The organism is Nostoc sp. PCC 9305, from assembly GCF_963920915.1.
In the GTDB taxonomy this organism is placed as follows: Bacteria; Cyanobacteriota; Cyanobacteriia; order Cyanobacteriales; family Nostocaceae; genus Nostoc.
In genome coordinates, this window is sequence record NZ_CAWUDN010000005.1 from 79,357 (window position 1) to 96,696 (window position 17,340).

16 protein-coding genes and 1 tRNA gene are annotated in these 17,340 nt (G+C 43.7%); 13 read left to right on the plus strand and 4 right to left on the minus strand.

Going from position 1 to position 17,340, the window contains the following annotated elements:
* The first annotated feature begins 1 nt into the window (after window position 1).
* The 7 genes from ACM0OX_RS03390 to ACM0OX_RS03420 all read left to right on the plus strand — a co-directional run bounded on the left by ACM0OX_RS03390 (window position 2) and on the right by ACM0OX_RS03420 (window position 8,387).
* Complete coding sequence (locus tag ACM0OX_RS03390; RefSeq protein ID WP_414513074.1) at window positions 2–1,195, plus strand: hypothetical protein; 1,194 nt, start codon at window positions 2–4, stop codon at window positions 1,193–1,195.
* A 79-nt stretch (window positions 1,196–1,274) separates the two neighbouring features.
* A complete protein-coding gene (locus tag ACM0OX_RS03395) occupies window positions 1,275–2,615 on the plus strand; it encodes a glycosyltransferase family 2 protein (protein ID WP_414513076.1) in 1,341 nt (446 codons plus the stop codon).
* The gene (locus ACM0OX_RS03400; RefSeq protein WP_414513077.1) at window positions 2,612–3,751 is read left to right on the plus strand and encodes a glycosyltransferase; all 1,140 of its coding nucleotides are present in this window, start codon (window positions 2,612–2,614) and stop codon (window positions 3,749–3,751) included. Before ACM0OX_RS03395 ends, ACM0OX_RS03400 begins: the two co-directional genes overlap by 4 nt.
* A 24-nt stretch (window positions 3,752–3,775) precedes the next feature.
* Window positions 3,776–4,105: a hypothetical protein gene (locus ACM0OX_RS03405; RefSeq protein WP_414513079.1), complete on the plus strand. Its 330-nt coding sequence runs from the start codon at window positions 3,776–3,778 to the stop codon at window positions 4,103–4,105.
* Window positions 4,106–4,369: 264 nt separating this feature from the next.
* The gene (locus tag ACM0OX_RS03410) at window positions 4,370–5,584 is read left to right on the plus strand and encodes a glycosyltransferase family 2 protein (protein ID WP_414513081.1); all 1,215 of its coding nucleotides are present in this window, start codon (window positions 4,370–4,372) and stop codon (window positions 5,582–5,584) included.
* Window positions 5,585–5,770: 186 nt separating this feature from the next.
* Window positions 5,771–7,111: an efflux RND transporter periplasmic adaptor subunit gene (locus tag ACM0OX_RS03415; protein WP_414513083.1), complete on the plus strand. Its 1,341-nt coding sequence runs from the start codon at window positions 5,771–5,773 to the stop codon at window positions 7,109–7,111.
* Between the two features lie 82 nt (window positions 7,112–7,193).
* Window positions 7,194–8,387: an ABC transporter permease gene (locus tag ACM0OX_RS03420; RefSeq protein WP_414513084.1), complete on the plus strand. Its 1,194-nt coding sequence runs from the start codon at window positions 7,194–7,196 to the stop codon at window positions 8,385–8,387.
* 422 nt (window positions 8,388–8,809) lie between these two features.
* Here ACM0OX_RS03420 and ACM0OX_RS03425 read toward each other — a convergent pair whose 3' ends face one another.
* The gene (locus ACM0OX_RS03425) at window positions 8,810–9,088 is read right to left on the minus strand and encodes a hypothetical protein (RefSeq protein ID WP_414513086.1); all 279 of its coding nucleotides are present in this window, start codon (window positions 9,086–9,088) and stop codon (window positions 8,810–8,812) included.
* A gap of 85 nt (window positions 9,089–9,173) precedes the next feature.
* Between ACM0OX_RS03425 and ACM0OX_RS03430 the strand changes: the two genes are divergently transcribed.
* From ACM0OX_RS03430 to ACM0OX_RS03440, 3 genes are all read left to right on the plus strand, one after another.
* Entirely contained in the window at window positions 9,174–9,569 is a 396-nt protein-coding gene (locus tag ACM0OX_RS03430) for a hypothetical protein (RefSeq protein ID WP_414513088.1), read from the plus strand.
* 362 nt (window positions 9,570–9,931) lie between these two features.
* Window positions 9,932–10,681: a hypothetical protein gene (locus ACM0OX_RS03435; RefSeq protein ID WP_414513090.1), complete on the plus strand. Its 750-nt coding sequence runs from the start codon at window positions 9,932–9,934 to the stop codon at window positions 10,679–10,681.
* Between the two features lie 302 nt (window positions 10,682–10,983).
* Entirely contained in the window at window positions 10,984–11,445 is a 462-nt protein-coding gene (locus tag ACM0OX_RS03440) for a cupin domain-containing protein (RefSeq protein ID WP_414513092.1), read from the plus strand.
* A gap of 218 nt (window positions 11,446–11,663) precedes the next feature.
* Here ACM0OX_RS03440 and ACM0OX_RS03445 read toward each other — a convergent pair whose 3' ends face one another.
* Both ACM0OX_RS03445 and ACM0OX_RS03450 read right to left on the minus strand, forming a co-directional pair.
* Window positions 11,664–12,935: a ribulose bisphosphate carboxylase small subunit gene (locus ACM0OX_RS03445; RefSeq protein ID WP_414513093.1), complete on the minus strand. Its 1,272-nt coding sequence runs from the start codon at window positions 12,933–12,935 to the stop codon at window positions 11,664–11,666.
* Window positions 12,936–13,384: 449 nt separating this feature from the next.
* Entirely contained in the window at window positions 13,385–13,645 is a 261-nt protein-coding gene (locus tag ACM0OX_RS03450; RefSeq protein ID WP_414513095.1) for a hypothetical protein, read from the minus strand.
* 410 nt (window positions 13,646–14,055) lie between these two features.
* Between ACM0OX_RS03450 and trmFO the strand changes: the two genes are divergently transcribed.
* Window positions 14,056–15,372 (plus strand): FADH(2)-oxidizing methylenetetrahydrofolate--tRNA-(uracil(54)-C(5))-methyltransferase TrmFO, encoded by a 1,317-nt coding sequence (trmFO, locus tag ACM0OX_RS03455; protein WP_069067843.1) that lies wholly within the window; start codon window positions 14,056–14,058, stop codon window positions 15,370–15,372.
* A 91-nt stretch (window positions 15,373–15,463) separates the two neighbouring features.
* Here the strand turns inward: trmFO and ACM0OX_RS03460 are convergent, their stop codons facing one another.
* Window positions 15,464–15,751 carry a hypothetical protein gene (locus ACM0OX_RS03460; RefSeq protein WP_414513097.1) on the minus strand — a complete coding sequence of 96 codons (288 nt, stop codon included), beginning with the start codon at window positions 15,749–15,751 and terminating at the stop codon, window positions 15,464–15,466.
* A 159-nt stretch (window positions 15,752–15,910) separates the two neighbouring features.
* Here ACM0OX_RS03460 and ACM0OX_RS03465 point away from each other — a divergent pair, with 159 nt between their 5' ends.
* Together ACM0OX_RS03465 and ACM0OX_RS03470 are read left to right on the plus strand one after the other, a co-directional pair.
* Complete coding sequence (locus tag ACM0OX_RS03465) at window positions 15,911–17,098, plus strand: murein hydrolase activator EnvC family protein (RefSeq protein ID WP_414513099.1); 1,188 nt, start codon at window positions 15,911–15,913, stop codon at window positions 17,096–17,098.
* 44 nt (window positions 17,099–17,142) lie between these two features.
* Window positions 17,143–17,215: transfer RNA gene (locus ACM0OX_RS03470), tRNA-Arg, on the plus strand.
* Window positions 17,216–17,340: the final 125 nt, after the last annotated feature.

The window sequence follows — 17,340 nt, forward strand, 5'->3', positions numbered from 1 at the left end:
CATGGCACGCATTGTGGTTTGTGGCTATATGATTCGATATCCCGTGGCAGGAATGCTCTTTGTCTTCTTTCACTATGTGCTGGGGTTGGCACGGCTGGGGCATGACGTGCTGTATTTGGAAGAAAGTGGCTGGTCGCAATCCTGTTACAATCCCGTGCGCCAGGAGTACAGTGACGATCCGCGACCAGGATTTGAGATTATTCACGCCGTGATGGCTAAATTCGGTTTACAAATCCCAATATGCTATGTCAATCGCGAGTCTGGACAGAGTTGGGGGGCAACCTGGGACGACTTAAAGGAGATGCTAAAAGGAGCCGATCTGCTACTGAATATTGGGGGAGTTTGCTGGTTGCCTGAGTTTCGTCTGTGTCATCGGCGTACTCTGATCGATCTAGACCCATTTTTCACCCAGATCGGGCGCTTCGCGGTTGAAGATTTGGACGAATATCAGATGTATTTTAGCTATGGTGGCAATATTGGTAAGTCTGATTGTACGGTTCCGACGCGCGGAATTGATTGGCATCCTACGGTTCCGCCTGTGGTGCCTGAAATTTGGCAGAAACAGGTGGCTGCGAACGAACAACCCATTGTAGAAAGTGTTACAGATGCTCCCTTCACGACAATCGCTAACTGGAATGCTTATGGAGGGATCGCGTATGCAGGGGAGTATTACGGGCAAAAGAGTGAAGAATTCTTGCGGTTGCTGAACCTGCCAAACCATACCGCACAACCTTTGGAACTGGCGCTTTCTGGAGCAAGTTCGGAAATTCAAACACAATTTTTAACAGAGGGATGGCTGATACGAGACGGTGGAGCGGTAAGCGTAGATTTATCAACCTATCAAACGTATTTAATCAACTCACGCGGAGAATTTAGCGTGGCGAAACAGGCTTATGTCAAAACCCATAGCGGTTGGTTTAGCGATCGCAGTGTTTGTTATCTCGCTGCTGGTCGTCCCGCGATCTTACAAGATACCGGATTTAGCGATTGGTTGCCGACAGGGCAAGGTGTATTGGCGTTTTCATCTTTGGAGGAAGCGGTAGATTGCATCGAGCGCGTCAATACAAATTATCAGGCTCACTGTCAGGCAGCAAGGGAATTAGCCGAGCAATTCTTTAGTTACAAAGTGGTACTACCTCGACTACTGGAGACAGTTTTAACCACGAATATACCTGATATATCTTCATTTCCCTGACTGCCTATAAAGAAGGAGAAATCATCAGCTAATCAAAACATTTAACAAATTTAAAATAAAGATGAGAGTTTAATCAAAAATGAACATTCAATCACCAAAAGTAAGTATTGGTCTTCCTGTTTACAACGGAGAAAATTTTATCAAAGAGGCGATTGATTCTATCCTGAATCAAACATTTGAGGATTTTGAATTAATTATCTCGGATAACGCTTCGAGCGATCGCACTGAAGCAATTTGTCAGCTCTATGTAACCCAAGATCGGCGAGTTCGTTACTTTCGTAATTTAGAAAACCTTGGAGCTGCCAACAATTTTAACCGTGTGTTTCGAGCGGCTACTGGCGAATATTTCAAATGGGCAGCTCATGATGATGTGTGTGCGCCTACTTTTATAGCCGAATGTGTCAAAGTTCTCGATCGAGAACCGACAATCATCTTGTGTCATGCCAGGACAATTACTATTAATGCTCAAGGAAAACCTTTCCAACAGTTAAAATCTAACGCAGAGATCAATTCAACAATTCCCTACAAAAGATTTCGAGAGTTTATTAGCGAGGAAATTTTCCAGTCATCTAATCCGATATCAGGGTTAATTCGGGCTGATGTTTTAAACAAAACTCCTTTGCTGGGAAATTATCCGGCCCACGATCTGCCCTTACTTGCGGAATTAAGTCTTCATGGAAGATGTTATCAGATTCCTGAGTATCTTTTCTACAGTCGAGACCACAGTCAGCGAGGATCGCGTGCCTTTGATTATCGCCAACCTCATAAAGCTATTGTCTGGTTCGACCCCAAAATGGCTGGAAAGCTGATTTTCCCTTCCTGGAGGATGTTTGCCGAATATATGGCAGGCATCAATCGAGCGCCTTTGAGTTGGCGCGATCGCTTACTTTGCTACAGTGAACTAGCCAAATGGGCAAAAAATCATCAACAAAATTTGGGGCGCGATTTGATTGTTGCCACTGAATACTTACCTGTGATTGGTGCAAAACTTGCCAAAGCTTATCGCAAAGGCTCTGAAGCACGCTGGCTAAAGCAGGTTAGACAATCGGTAAAACAATTGGAAACCGTTATCTCCAAAGAAGAAACCTTTATTCTCGTTGATGAGAACAGACTTGGTAAAGAGACTTTTGCCCAGTGGAGAACTATACCTTTTCTGGAACGCGAAGGGAAATACTGGGGTTTACCTGCGGATGATAGCACTGCCATTCAAGAGTTAGAGCGGTTGCGCCAATTGAAAACCAACTTTATTGTTTTTGCTTGGTCTTCCTTTTGGTGGTTCGATCACTATTCCCAGTTTTACGACTATCTAAGATCGAAGTTCGACTGCATCCTAGAAAACAATTATTTTGTCGTATTCAATCTCCAGCGCGAACTGGAATTTACAGTTCCAAACGAGTTAGAAAGAGTTGAGGTCGGATGATTATAATTTTTGCTAGTGCTATCGGTCGATTTCCCATCGGGGGCAACGCCTGGTCTGACCTACAATACCTTCTGGGTCTGCGTGCCCTTGGGCATGATATTTTCTATTTGGAAGAATGCGGTTCAGAGTCGTGGGTTTATAACTGGCAGACTGAGGAATTCACAACCGAGTTAGACTATCCCACCAATTATGTAAGAAACTGCCTGGAACCGCTTGGCTTTGCAAACAAATGGATTTACCGCGCAGGCGATCGCTCTGTCGGGATGCAGGTTGACAAGTTTAAAGACATCTGCTCCCAAGCTGATTTGATGATTGTCCGTGGCTCACCAATTTCTCTCTGGAGAGAAGAATATAGGCTGCCGCAGCGCCGTAGTTATATTGATGCCGATCCCGGTTTCACTCAGATTAACATTGCTTGCGGGCATGGGGAATTAGTACAGACGATTGAACATTGCGATCGCTTGTTCACGATTGGACAACGCATTGATGCTAAAGACTGTCTCATTCCCACAAACGGTAGGCATTGGCTCAAGACATTACCTCTTGTAGTACTGCCTTACTGGCCAGTGAATGATAACGATAACTCCACCCATTTCAGTTCGATTATGCAGTGGCACAGTTATCGCGAGGTGGTATACGAAGGAGTCACTTACGGTAACAAGGATAAAGAGTTTTTAAAGTTTATTGATATACCACAACTTACCAAACAGCAGTTTCGGATTGCCTTAAGCGGCGGCTTTCCTAATGAACTATCGCAGTCGGGCTGGGAGGTGATTCCCGGATGGCTGGCATCTTTTACACCAGAATCTTATCAGAAATTCGTCCAAGCATCCCGCGCTGAGTTTGGAGTCGCAAAACAGGGCTATGTTGCTACCAAAGGTGGCTGGTTTAGCGATCGCAGCGTTTGTTATCTCGCCTCTGGTAAGCCCATTTTAGTTCAAGACACAGGCTTAAGCGATTGGCTGCCCATCGGAGAAGGGATTTTAACTTTCCGCGACCAACAGGAGGTAATTAAAGGTGTAGAAGCCATCAACGCTGATTATAAGCAACATCAGTATGCAGCACGGAGGTTAGCAGAGGAATATTTTGATTCAGATAAAGTTCTTTCGTCTCTGCTAGAGGCGGCAATGAACTAACTGCCATTGAGTTTCGGAGATATTATGATGTCAACAGTAACTATCGGCTTTTCTCGTCGCGAACAGTTTTCTCTGGCTGCTGAATGTTTGCAGCGAATTTTTGATTACACTTATATCCCCTTTAACCTGATTGTGGTGGACGGCAACACCCCAAAGGTATATTGGCAGCAGATGGAACAGGTGTTAGAAGGGCGTAGTAATGTAAAAATCCTGCACGCGGATCGTTATTTAATGCCTAACCAGGCAAAAAACCTGGTGATTCAAGCTGACTTTTCACGGTATGTGGAAAACCTCTCTCTAAATCTCTCTCCTAAGAGGCTACGGAGTACACACAAGTCTTATAAAGTTGTCTAACAGTGTTTCGATCCCCCCTAACCCCCCTTAAAAAGGGGGGAAATTTCTTCAAGTCCCCCTTTTTAAGGGGGATTTAGGGGGATCAGATGATTTGTGTGTACACCGTAGCCTAAGAGGAGAGATACTTTGAATTTTCCCCCTTCCCGCGTCGGGAAGGGGGTTAGGGGGTTAGGTCAATCGTTAACTTTTCCACATAACGTGAAAAGTCAGGTCTTTGATTTACGGATTTTAGCTTGAACTACCTGGCCGTTATTACCAAACGATATGAAACCTGAAAGCAAAGTTACGATCGCAATCCCAACTTACAATCGCTCGGAGTTACTAAAAGCTAGCCTTGAGAGCGCATTGGCACAGGACTATCGAGATTACCAAGTTCTTGTATTGGATAATGCTTCTAATGATGATACAGAGGCGCTTGTCCGCTCATTCGCAGATCCCCGAATCACTTATGTCCGCCACGAAACTAATGTTGGAATGTTTCGGAATTGGCAGCTGGCTGTTGAGCTAAATTCTAGCCCTTATCTCAGCGTCTTGTCGGACGATGACATTTTGCTACCCAACTTTATCCGTGAATCTGTCTTAGCATTAGATAACCATCCAGATGTTGGTTTCTCTGTTGCCCAAGCTGGATTTATTGATATTTATAATGTCCGAGTGGATGTCACAAAGACGGAACTTTCCGACAACTTGCCAGTAGGAGCGATCGACGGGCTAGAGTTCATCCACCAAATTGTTGATGGGCAAAAATGGATTTTGCGTACTTCAGCCGTCATGTTTCGTGCTTATGCACTTGCAGCAGTTGGCACATTTGATATACCGCACTCTAGATATATGCTAGACCTGAACTTATACTTGCGGATAGCGGCGCAATTCGACATTTTCTTTATTGCTCAAGAGTTAGCCCAAGTCAGGTTTCACGTCGAACAAGATTCCCAGATTACCTTCCATTCTCCAGGGGGAACAGGTTCGCTGGCTGTGGTAGCAGAACGTACTGATGCGATCGCTTATTTGTTAAAGTCGCCGCGTGCAGAAGATGTATCTTATCGGCAGTGGCTAGCAGAGCGCTTGTTGCATATAAGTATGCGCCGCAGTCAGTTCACGTCTGAACTAATACCTAAACTTAATTTGAGTTGGTCAGAACGCTTGCAAATTGCTATGCAGGAAATTGCATCTGTGATTCCAGCCGGGAAGCATTTGATTTTGGTCGATGAAAATCAATGGGGCTGCGAGATTTTGCCACAATTCGACGCTCTGCCCTTTTTAGAACAGGACGGTCAATACTGGGGAGCGCCACTAAATGACGAGATTGCCATCCGGGAACTGGAACGAATGCGTCAAGCGGGAGCAAGTTTCATGGTCATTGCCTGGACTGCTTTCTGGTGGCTTGATTATTACTCTGGTTTGCGAAATTATCTCAGTTCAAATTTCCGCCGCGTTTTGGACAACAGTCGTCTCGTCGTCTTCGATCTCTCGCTATGAGATTTTCCAACATTAACAGGACTTACGCAAAATCATGAAAAAACGAACCACAGAGGGCGCAGAGGACACGGAGAAATAAGAGTTTCAGAAAGCTCTTGCGTAAGTCCTAATTAATTATGTCGTCAGAATAAAACCCTCTTCTCTCCTGCCCCCTCCCTGGTTGCAAACTCACTGGATCGAGTTGTCATGAACTGGAAATATGAAAAAGATAAATTTAATATCCCAAGTCGATGGCTAGCCTGGTCAGGAGTTTTGGCTTTAGCCGGTGCTGGCGGTTGGCTAACCTACTTCTTAGCTCTAAATCAACCTCCCGAACCGGTAGCAGTACGCTTGTTAACCGTGGAGCGAGGTAATGTTGAAACTACAATCAATGAGAGCGGTACTGTTGAGTTGCAAGATCAGCGAATCTTGAAATCCCCAAAAGAGGGTGCAGTAGAACGAGTTATGGTCAAACCTGGTGAGAGGGTAAAACTTGGTCAAGTGTTGCTGACCCTGCGCTACCCTGAGCGAAAAGTTGCTCTTACCAATCAGCAGTTACAAATTCAACAAGAGCAACTCAACCTAGCACGTAGTCGCGAGAAAATTATTGAAGCCCAAGAACGACTAACAGCCGAAGAAAAACAACTCCAGAGGCTTGCTCCCTTGGTGCGAGAAGGAGCTATTGCCCAAGAACAAGCCAAAACGCAGGAAGACACTGTACGCGTTGCTCGCGCTAGCCTGCGAGATAGTCAGGCAGAGGCACGTACCACCGCTCTCAAAATTCAGACTTTGCAATTAGAGCGCCAACTTATTCAGCAGCAACTCCAGGATAATATTGTGACTGCACCATTGAATGGCGTAGTCTTGGGTGTGAATGTAGAAAACGGTGATGGGGTTGAGTTGCGTACCAATCTGCTCACTTTAGGCGATCCCAAAAAAGTCCTGGTGAAACTCCAGCTTTCTACCCTCAACGCTGCTCAAGTTCGCGTCCACCAACTTGTTCGCATTAATGCGATCGGGCCGAATGCCAAGAGATTTTCTGGACGCGTCAAAAGCTTGTATCCTCAAGCACTCAGCCCTGAAGCCCAAAAACAAGATGGTAGCAGTTCAAAACAATCAGAGCAACCAACAGTACCCGCAACCGTTGAGCTTGATAGCCCGACTCGCACACTGCTCCCTGGTAGCAAGGTAAATGTCGAGGTTGTGTTGCAGCAACGGCAGAACGTAGTAGTTTTGAAGACAGAGGCAATTGTGCGATCGCAACCACGCCCCTTTGTATGGGTTCTGGATAGCCAAAATCAAGCCCAAAAACGCACCATTAATCTGGGATTGGAGGGGTTAATGAATGTAGAAGTAACCTCTGGTTTGCATCCCGGCGAACAAGTTATACTGCCACCCGTTGAGTCAGAACTCAAGCCAGGAACGCCAGTTAAGGCAGGGGAGCAGGGGAGCAGGGGAGAAGTTGCAGTAAGTTTTTCCCCTCCGCCCCTCCGCCCCTCTGCCCCTCTGCCCAATCCCCAAGCTAGAGCAAAGCGACTATTAAGCTAAACTACATCTAGTTTGCATATCTAAAATTTATATAACTCTTGTGGGGTGGGCATCTTGCCCGCCGTAATTATGCAATTTAAATGTGGAACAGCTTATTATGGCTCTTTCAGCTTTTGATTTATTAAATATTACCTTTCACTCTTTAGGTAGAAACCCCTTGCGTTCGGCTCTGACTACTCTGGGGGTATTTATGGGTGTGGCTGCTGTCAGCGCTACACTTCAAGTTGGTAATATTAGCCGAGATGCGATCGCTCAACAATTAGCAAAACGAGGCGCACCTCAAGTTTCAGTTTATCCAAATTGGGATTCTGGTGGTCAAGCTACTCAACTCAAGTTGGAAGATATGGAATTCTTACGACAGCGAATGGTGGGCTTGCAAGCGATCAGTTCTTTTAATTGGGCTGGTTCTACACCAACTATATTTCGCGACAAGGAATTTACTCCAACCTTGTCACCTGTTTCCCAAGATTTTTTGTTGACTTCAGGGATATCTTTAGTATCAGGACGGTTTTTCACGTCTGAAGATTTTGCCAACTACCGCCCAGTAATCGTAATCGATCAATTGCTGGCAGAACAACTTTTTCAAAAGCAAGAACCTGTGGGGCAGCTGATTTATGCTGGGGACAGACCCTATATTGTTATCGGGGTGGTAGCAACTATTCTAAGTGAAAATGCACCTCCGGCGGGTCAACTGTATGTGCCGATGTCTATTTACAACGCTTCGACTGGTAGCCGCGACATTGGGAGCATCCAAATGCGCCCTTATGCACTTGCAGATATCGAAGACTTAAGCCACCAGGCAGAGGAGTTACTGTTACAAAGATTCCCAGGTTACAAATTTAAATTTTGGAATAATGTATCAGATATTATACAGCAGCAGAAAACTCTAGAGATGGCTTCTCAAGGTTTAACAGCAGTAGGAGCGATCGCGCTGTTAGTTGGCGGTGTTGGGATTGCGAATATTATGATTGCCTCAGTAAATGAACGAACCGCTGAAATAGGTTTGAGACGGGCCATAGGTGCAACCCAACGCGAAATCATGCTGCAATTTATTCTAGAGGCGATGCTTTTAAGTTTAATAGGAGGAACAGCGGCTCTAGGAGTAGTGCATGGATTGACTGTTGTAATTACCGATACTTTTAGCTTGCCCTATAAGTTTGATAGCAGAATTGCAGTCCTAGCAGTGGGTTCAGCGCTACTGGTGGGGGTGGGAGCTAGTTTGCTTCCCGCCATGCGGGCTAGCCAGATCGATCCAGTAAAAGCCTTGCGCTCATAAGTTTTTTTCTACATTTTGAGGCAGGAAATACACGGGTAGGCGCACAATATGTTCATTGGTGTCAACTTAAGCCGAAAGCTATATCGGACAGGCGTTTTGCAAATCACTCCCAATCCGCGTGCGGGGTGGGGTTCTTGAGGTTTAATTAAGTAATACCAGTTTGAAAAAAGAATGCGACAAATAGACTATTTGTAGAGACGCGATTCATCGCGTCTTTAGCCAAGCATGTGTTGCAATCATTAATTGAGTTAGTACAACCAAGCAGACATGATTAGGACTTACGCAAGAGCTTTCTGAAACTCTTATTTCTCCGTGTCCTCTGCGCCCTCTGTGGTTCGTTTTTTCATGATTTTGCGTAAGTCCTGATGATATGAGTTGCAATCTGCTGTATGTCTAATGTCTGAGTTTTGTACTTTGTACTTCTAGATTCTGTCGGTTGTATTCGCATCAATATTGCAATATTCTTCATCAATATTGCAATATTTCTCATCAACATTGCAACGTTCCTCATCAACATTACAATGTTCCTCATCAATATTGCAACGTTCCTCATCAACATTGCAACGTTCCTCATCAACATTGCAATATTCCTCATCAACATTGCAATATTCCTCATCAATATTAAAGCAATTACAAAGAAAAACAGGTAAAAACTGGAAATATAGAGAAATTACCCAGATTAGTTGGAATTTTTTTAACAAATATAATTATCACTAATTTTACTGAACCAAAAAACAGCTTTAGTAAGCCAAAGTAGCTTTATAAACCTCACTAAGGAATATATTGATGTCTCGTAAAAAACGTACATCCCGTGTTCTCGAAAAAGCTGAGTTGAGATCCGCTGGACTAAAAGCAATTGATTCAAATATGAGTTTTGGTGATGATTGCGATTTGCAAAACTTGAGTCAAGCAATTGAACAGCTAAGAACCATGCTTGATGCTTATAACACTGCTTTAACTGTAATTGATTCTTCTAAAACTAAAATTGATGCGATGGAGAAAACTCTAAGTAATCTTACAGACAAAATAGTAAGAGGGGTTGCTTTTAAATATGGCAAAGATAGCAGCGAATATGAAATGGCGGGTGGGGTTCGCGAGAGTGAACGGATTCGCAAAAGCAGATTGAGTCGTCTGAAAGCTGCTGCTGGAGAAGCATCAGATAAAAATCCTAAAACTACCTAATACAGCCCAGATAAAAATATAAAACAGAGGGAAAACAATGTCCCTATAAGGGATGTAGGGAACGAACAAAGGCACTCGGCTGATTAAAATTATTTTCTCAATTACTGCAATTGTTTATGGTAAAGCATAACCTATTGCAATTTTTTATATTTACTAATGCTCTTTGATAAACAACAATTATATACAGCTACTATCATGCATTATCATGCATATTAGATCGGGCATTTTGTAGTCATAACTAATATTTTGTAATACTGAGAGTCTTGCTGCATAGTATTTTCAACGATTTTGCTTGTCTAAACACTGATTAGAGTTTATAGTGATACGGTGTTTTCCGTTCCTTGTCTCGGCAGATTCATAACATGATTTATTCTGGCAAATTACAAAAGTATTTTGCGGGCATTTCTTTGTCTGTAATTTTAGTAGGTAACTTAGTTCTCACACAAAAAACTGCTCCAGTTTTAGCTCAAACCATAAATACATCGGTTGGCAATGCTGTGACATTCAGTTGCACTGATAGTGAAGCGACAATTGCATCTAAGAATGGCCCCAAAGTAGTTAATGGAACAGCAAGAATTTACATTGGTTATCAGCAATTATCAAATAACAAAAACCCTGTAACTATCCGCTTTAATAATGGGATAAAAGCATGGTGTCGTAATGATTACGAGACAACAGGTGACGATGGTACAGGTTACGGATTGTATTGGAATGGAAGTGATGTTTTATATGGCATTTACTCTTCTACAGGCACTCAAACAGGTAATGATTTTAGCCGTTTTGCCAGTGGTCGATGGTTGCCTAGCTATGGTTATGGAGGCGGGCCAAAAGCCGCAGTTATAGCTCGGATTAATCCCGCTAATGGCCAGATTGATTATGCCACATTTTTATCTTCTAAAAAGCCAGATAATGGACAAACTAACTCTTTACTTGTCAATTATCTATCATGGGATGGTGCAAATTTAACTGTGAAAGCTCAGTCATGGTGGAGTCCTCGTGGCACTAATACAAATTCCATGAATTGCTATGGTGCATCACCTTATCAATACACAGCTGCGTTTACAGGCGATTTAAGAACGATGACCTCAGCTTCAGCTAGTACTTGTAGGTAAAAGGGAAAAGTTCAGCTTTCAAATTCAGGAAACATACTGTTTCTAGTTGTTTAAGAATTAACAACAACCCTGGGAATCGAATTTGCAACCTTAAATCTCTAAGAAGTTGGGGATTTAAGGTTTTCTGGTTGTTCGCAAATGATTTAAAATTGGCTTTGTAGAAACGGCGATTCATCGCGTCTCTTGCCTTAACCGAATTGAAAGTAACGCTTCATTTGGGTACACAAACGAAGCGTTACTTTCGATTCGTGCTCTAGACACAATGGAATAGCTATTGCTCCAGAATTCCCAAAGGTGCCAACATGACTGTCATCACTCCTAATAGTCTCATCGTGGAGGAAAGCCCTTCTCACGCCGCGCACGAACCAAATCGTACGCTTTGGATCAGCGAAGCAGGAGGACTTACCCAGTTCGGCGCGTTCATCGAAGTCTTGCAGCCTGGCTCTCGTTCGTCGATCAAACATTGGCATAGTGCTGAGGATGAAATGGTCTATGTCCTCGAAGGCGAGATCGCGCTCATCGAAGGAGACGCGGAGACTGTACTACGTCCTGGCGACGCCGCAACTTTTCAAGCAGGAGTGCCAATAGGCCACTTTCTCGAGAATCGTAGCTCCAAGGCAACGCAATGCTTGATAGTCGGCACTAGAGCGGAAGTAGACACAATCACGTATCCTGACCTCGATCGGGTTTGTCACCGCGACCGATCGCTACCAGACGACATCTGGACTAATGGCGCGGGAGAACCTACTCCGAGTCCTTACTAGAAATGATTGCTAGATACTTTTTGTACGCGCAGCGTGCGGCTGTGTAGAAATGCCCGACGATGTTCTCGCTTGGTGCGCTACCAAAGCGTCGCCTAACAAGTTGCTGCACCGGAACGCCACAAGTTGGTCGGTCGAGTTGCCAAGGTTGTCTGCGTCCGGTGAGCTAACCGTCGATTTAGCTTCCGATTTCTAACTCCCGGATTCTGCTGCATCTATCCCTAATTGTTTCCATTGGGACGCTGAATAATTGTCTCTACTACTCGCCGCTTGGCTTTAGGATCGATACCTACTAAGCGCACATACTCACCGCTATATTCTGACAAAGTTGCCTCTAAATTTGAGATGGCATCAGACTCGGCATCAATGTGGCTATGAACACAACTTTGCCAAGAACCTGTGCGGAAGCGGCGCTCATCTACGTGTTCGATACTAATTTTGTAGCCTTGAGATAATAATTGCCGAATCTGTTCTTGTGTCTCTAAAGTTAAATGGGCACTTGATGCTTGCTGTTTCTGGAATTGATTAGTTTTTACTTCTTTGGTTGCGCCATTTGACGGCTGACTAATTGGTGTTACAACAGCAGGTGGTGCTGATTGAGAATTTCTACCTCGATTGAGTCGATTGTAATCATCAACCAAATGAGAACTTTCTACCCGTTTTTGTTCGCCAACCAGGAAGTTACCAGACTCGATTAAGTGAGACAGCCTGAAATCTGGCTTTTTAAACTCTGGTGGCCCTTGAGTGCTGTTAACCACATTCAAGGATATCTGCTCAAAACCTACTTTATGAATGTAGTTGCGGATTTGTTCGTCATAAATGCGCGATCGCAAAGCGCTAAAAAAGTCAATAGACTGATTGACAAAAGTATCAACTAGCTGTTCAACTTCTTTTTGTGACAATCCATCTGGTTCAAAAATCCCCTTGACAATTCCCACCTTATCGTCTCTATCTGGTTCCCAGTAGAATTTCTCCATCCGTCCATCCCGAATTAACGGTGCATAGAGGGTAGAAAAATCATTACCTGTGACAATAATCGGCACGCGATGTAAGGGTGTGGAATCATAGCTTCCCGGCAACTGCACATCTGTGGGATTATCAGCAATATTCATCAGTGTGGCATTCACCAACTGGGTGTTTACAGTATATTGAGTGCCTTCATCAAAGCGTCCAGCACCAGCATCTAAATCGTTAATCATCAGTACACACATTTTGCCGCGTACTTTGATCAGTTCAGCTGTTTCCCGATAGCGCAACCGAATCAACCGCGCTGGATCTCCCGCATCTGGACTTTCCAATTCGCCGCCAGATACGTGAGTCACTTCGATACCCATTTTCTCGAAGACTAATTGACATTGAAATGTTTTACCTTCTCCTTTGCGTCCATGAATACCCAGAATCACGGGAACTCGCACGCCAGGAAGCTTCAGGAAGTTTTTGGTGATGTGGACAGCAAGTTTGTCCAAAAAGCGGGGAGCGATGTAGTAACCCATGAGTTTATGTGATGAAAAATTAACACTTCTAAGGTTAATGTTAATTTTTTTTGGGGATAGCGATCGCTTTTCTTTCAGATAAGGTTGTGTTTGTTAATTTGTTGGGTTGATTAGACATCTTGCAAAAATAACTTTTGTAAGATATTGGGGAAAGGTTAAAAGTTAAACGGTAAGGGAAAATTCCATACCTTTACCCCTTCCGCTTTTCCCCACAATGTTAAGAAGTCTATTGTCTGTTGCCAAAGTTGAACGCGCTCCCAAGCATGGACTCGTGAAAACTGCTGTTATTTGGTAGTGCCAAAGATTTGATTACAATATCAAATGACTTTGATAAGCCATTTGTATCATTCCAGAATTACTTAGATTAGCCTATTTTTGAGAATACAGTGTGTTTGAAAACACGTCCTAGTATTGCATATTGCTATAGTGAATGGAAATCGTTTAATCTACTACGTCTCATTAACCGAAACTCCTTTGAAAGCAGATACCGTCTCTTCTGTTAATGTATTTGGGTTGTTAGGATCGTAAGGAGACATTGGTAGAATACCGCGATTTTCAAGAGCAGCAATAATCTTAGCGTTGAGTACTGAATCAGGAGGCGTTTCACCACCGTATACACTTTTCAATTCCTCATCATCTGTTACTTCCTCAATAAACATAACTGGATCTAGATTTAAAGCGACCTTATTTTTGATTTTGTTTTTAGTCATAAATCACGTCCCAATTACGCATTGTTAACTAATTATTGAATGCATACTGAATGTATCATCTGGAAAAGGGAAAAATCAAGGGCTTATACCTAAAAAGCCTAGTTTAATAACTAATTTTGCCACTTTTTGGATTAATCCAATTAGGCAAGGGCTGAGGACGGGATACCTACGGTAAGCTACGCTAACGCACTTCCTGGCAGTGTGCCAGTTAGAAAATGTTCAGCCCCGCGCTGACAGGGGCTTTTTGTGTTATGGCAAAATAGATTGTAAAAAACCTTGAGAGTCTAGTCTCAACGTTACAATTGGCCCAATACTTGATTTGTAATTGTTGTAGTATAACATGACTTTTAATTTAATTTTACTTCTGTAATGCTGATGGATACTTATAATATGGGAATTAAAATTTAACTATGGAAACACAACCGATACAAGTAATTGGAGGTGGACTAGCTGGGACAGAAGCAGCTTGGCAAATAGCGCAAGCTGGAGTGCCAGTAATTCTGCATGAAATGCGTCCAAAGCGATTTAGTCCGGCTCATCATACAGAACATTTAGCAGAATTAGTGTGTAGTAATTCCTTTGGGGCAATGGCAAGCGATCGCGCGGCGGGATTATTGCACGAAGAATTACGCCAACTCGGTTCGATTGTCATCTCAAAAGCTGATGAACACGCCGTTCCGGCTGGTGGGGCGCTAGCTGTAGACAGGGGACAATTTGGCCAAGATTTAACTGAAACTTTAGCGAGTCATCCTTTAGTTGAGTTTCGCCGGGGTGAAGTGTCTGCGATTCCTGAAGGGATTGTGGTTTTAGCAACCGGGCCTTTAACTAGTCCCGATCTAGCAGAAGATTTGCAACGCTTTACAGGGATGGAATACCTCAGCTTTTTTGATGCAGCCAGTCCGATTATCGTGGGAGAATCGATTAATCGTGACATTGCTTTTATGGCATCACGTTATGACAAAGGTGAAGCCGCTTATCTCAACTGCCCAATGAATAAAGAGCAGTACTTGCACTTTCGGGAAGAACTCTGTAAAGCTGAACAAACAGAACTCAAGGGTTTTGAACGGGAAACGGCGAAATTTTTTGAAGCTTGCTTACCCATAGAAGAACTAGCCCAGCGCGGGGAAGATACCATGCGCTACGGCCCCCTAAAGCCAGTGGGATTGTCAGATACTCGCACAGGGGAACGCCCTTATGCTGTGGTGCAATTACGACAGGAAGATAAAGCCGGTCAGCTGTGGAACATGGTAGGATTTCAAACAAATCTGCGTTGGGGCGAACAAAAGCGAATCTTTCAGTTAATTCCCAGTTTAGAAAAAGCAGAGTTTGTCAGGCTGGGAGTGATGCACCGCAACACTTTTATTAATGCTCCCCAATTAATGCATCCTACCTTGCAATTTAAAGAGCGTCCGACATTATTAGCCGCAGGACAATTGATTGGTACTGAAGGTTATACTGCTGCGGCTGCGGGTGGTTGCTTGGCAGGAATTAATGCAGCGCGATTAGCCTTGGGTAAAGAAGCTTTGGTTTTACCACCAACAACAATGATGGGTGCGTTATTAGAATTTATTAGTTCCGCTTCGCCGAAGCATTTCCAACCAATGCCGCCTAACTTTGGGATTTTCCCCGATTTAGGAATGAAAATCAAAAGTAAACCAGAGCGTTATGGACGTTACCGCGATCGCTCTTTAGCTGATTTGGCAACCTGGAAAGCTAATCGTAATTAATGGGGATTGGGTAGAGGGGCAGAGGGGCAGAGGGGCAGAGGGGAAAAACTACTGCAACTTCTCCCCTGCTCCCCTTGTCTCCACTTCCTATCTATTCTTTAATAGTGACTAATCCATGTATGCCTAGTGCTGTAATTACACCTCCCAGTAATCCCCAAGTACCATCGGCAAATACGTTGATGCGATGAATGTAGGTGCGATGATAGGCATACTCTAACTGTCTATCATTTACTTTTCCAACCTCTACCAAGTTTTCCACATACTTTTCAGCTTTGATCAGTGCTGCATAATCGAGATTAAACCAATACAACGATACTCCCACCACAGCCAAACCTGGAAAAACCAAGGTAATTAAAAGAATTGCTATACGTGCGTTCATACATCTCACCCACTCACATACCTGCTCAATGCTGACATAGCTGGAATCCTTGTGTTACAACTTGGCATACCAATTTAATAATGTGTTGGCGTGGATAAACTAGATTTTGGGAATAATCCTCATAGTGTTTGAAAGTATCGTTTTGATTAGGTTCGCACTATGAGAGGGCGATTTCTAGAAAAAAAGCAGATTTATTGCTGTTTATCTATTGCATTTTGCTGTATTCTGTGGATTTGTTTGGCATTAATTCCAGCCCACGCAACGTCTACAGGGACTATTGATACTCTGCGACAACAGCAGCAACAAATGAACCAGCAGCGTCAGGGTGTTGTTGGAGAGCGCGATCGCTTAAATAATCTCCAACAAGAGGCGCAAAAACACCTGACTGGTTTAAAGCAAAATCTGCAAACTACAGATAGCTATCTTCTAGAGAGCGAATCGCGATTACAACTTGCTACCCAACGCCTCCAGCAGTTAGAAACCGATTTAGATGTGGCAGAACGTTCATATCAGGAGCGGCAAATTGCAACAGTAGCACGATTGCGTTATCTTCAGCGATCGCCTGCTTTTGCGGGATGGGCAGTTTTGCTCGAAAGTGAAAATATCAGCGACTTTTTCAGCCGTCGTCATCAGTTGAAGTTAGTGTTTCAAGCAGATCAGAAAATTTTGGCAAAACTCAACACTCAAGCAAACTCAATCGATAAACAAAAAACGGAAGTAGAACAGCAAAAAAATGAAATTGGCTTAATTCGCGAGCAACTATTAGCACAAAAAGCCGATTATCAAACCCAGTCGCAATCGCAATCAGAATTGATTCAACGCCTGAATAGCGATCGCCTCGCTTTAGAAGCTGCGCAAAATCAGCTAGAAAGAGAATCCAAAAATCTGGAAGTCTTGATTCAACAAAAGGTAGCAGAAGCCCAAGGAAAAACCAACAGCCGGACAAATATCATCATTCGGGGAACTGGTGTAATGGCATATCCTAGCGATGCTTCTACTAGCAGTCCCTTCGGCTGGCGGATACACCCAATTCTTGGCTATCGTCGCTTTCATGCCGGGTTAGATTTTGCCGCTAGCTATGGTAGTAAAATTCGGGCAGCCGATTCGGGAAGAGTAATTTTTGCTGGGTGGTATGGTGGCTATGGTAGAGCGGTAATTATCGATCACGGTAATGGCATAACTACACTCTACGGTCATACCAGCGAGTTGTATGTCTCTGAGGGACAAGCAGTTGAACGCGGACAAGCGATCGCTGCTGTTGGTTCCACAGGTTTATCGACTGGGCCCCACCTCCATTTTGAAGTTCGTCGGAATGGTACACCTGTAGACCCAACTAATTATCTTTAAAGCTACAAATTTGATCACAGACGTGCTATAATCCAAAAGATTAAGGGCGCGTAGCTCAGTGGATAGAGCAACAGATTCCGGTTCTGTGGGTCGGGGGTTCAAATCCCTCCGCGCTCGTTGATGTCGATTGCCAAATTATTTGTCCGCGTTGACAGATTAATGTCCGTGTGCCAAATTATTGTCCGCATTGACAAATTGTACATCATTACAACACCCTGCTATACATACAGTATGGCAAAACT

Bases quoted from the DNA above. Each gene is read 5' to 3' on its own strand.
- ACM0OX_RS03390 (WP_414513074.1), top strand. From the start codon at position 2: ATGGCACGCATTGTGGTTTGTGGCTATATGATTCGATATCCCGTGGCA.
- ACM0OX_RS03395 (WP_414513076.1), top strand. From the start codon at position 1,275: ATGAACATTCAATCACCAAAAGTAAGTATTGGTCTTCCTGTTTACAAC.
- ACM0OX_RS03400 (WP_414513077.1), top strand. From the start codon at position 2,612: ATGATTATAATTTTTGCTAGTGCTATCGGTCGATTTCCCATCGGGGGC.
- ACM0OX_RS03405 (WP_414513079.1), top strand. From the start codon at position 3,776: ATGATGTCAACAGTAACTATCGGCTTTTCTCGTCGCGAACAGTTTTCT.
- ACM0OX_RS03410 (WP_414513081.1), top strand. From the start codon at position 4,370: ATGAAACCTGAAAGCAAAGTTACGATCGCAATCCCAACTTACAATCGC.
- ACM0OX_RS03415 (WP_414513083.1), top strand. From the start codon at position 5,771: ATGAACTGGAAATATGAAAAAGATAAATTTAATATCCCAAGTCGATGG.
- ACM0OX_RS03430 (WP_414513088.1), top strand. From the start codon at position 9,174: ATGTCTCGTAAAAAACGTACATCCCGTGTTCTCGAAAAAGCTGAGTTG.
- ACM0OX_RS03435 (WP_414513090.1), top strand. From the start codon at position 9,932: ATGATTTATTCTGGCAAATTACAAAAGTATTTTGCGGGCATTTCTTTG.
- ACM0OX_RS03440 (WP_414513092.1), top strand. From the start codon at position 10,984: ATGACTGTCATCACTCCTAATAGTCTCATCGTGGAGGAAAGCCCTTCT.
- ACM0OX_RS03445 (WP_414513093.1), bottom strand. From the start codon at position 12,935: ATGGGTTACTACATCGCTCCCCGCTTTTTGGACAAACTTGCTGTCCAC.
- ACM0OX_RS03450 (WP_414513095.1), bottom strand. From the start codon at position 13,645: ATGACTAAAAACAAAATCAAAAATAAGGTCGCTTTAAATCTAGATCCA.
- trmFO (WP_069067843.1), top strand. From the start codon at position 14,056: ATGGAAACACAACCGATACAAGTAATTGGAGGTGGACTAGCTGGGACA.
- ACM0OX_RS03460 (WP_414513097.1), bottom strand. From the start codon at position 15,751: ATGAACGCACGTATAGCAATTCTTTTAATTACCTTGGTTTTTCCAGGT.
- ACM0OX_RS03465 (WP_414513099.1), top strand. From the start codon at position 15,911: ATGAGAGGGCGATTTCTAGAAAAAAAGCAGATTTATTGCTGTTTATCT.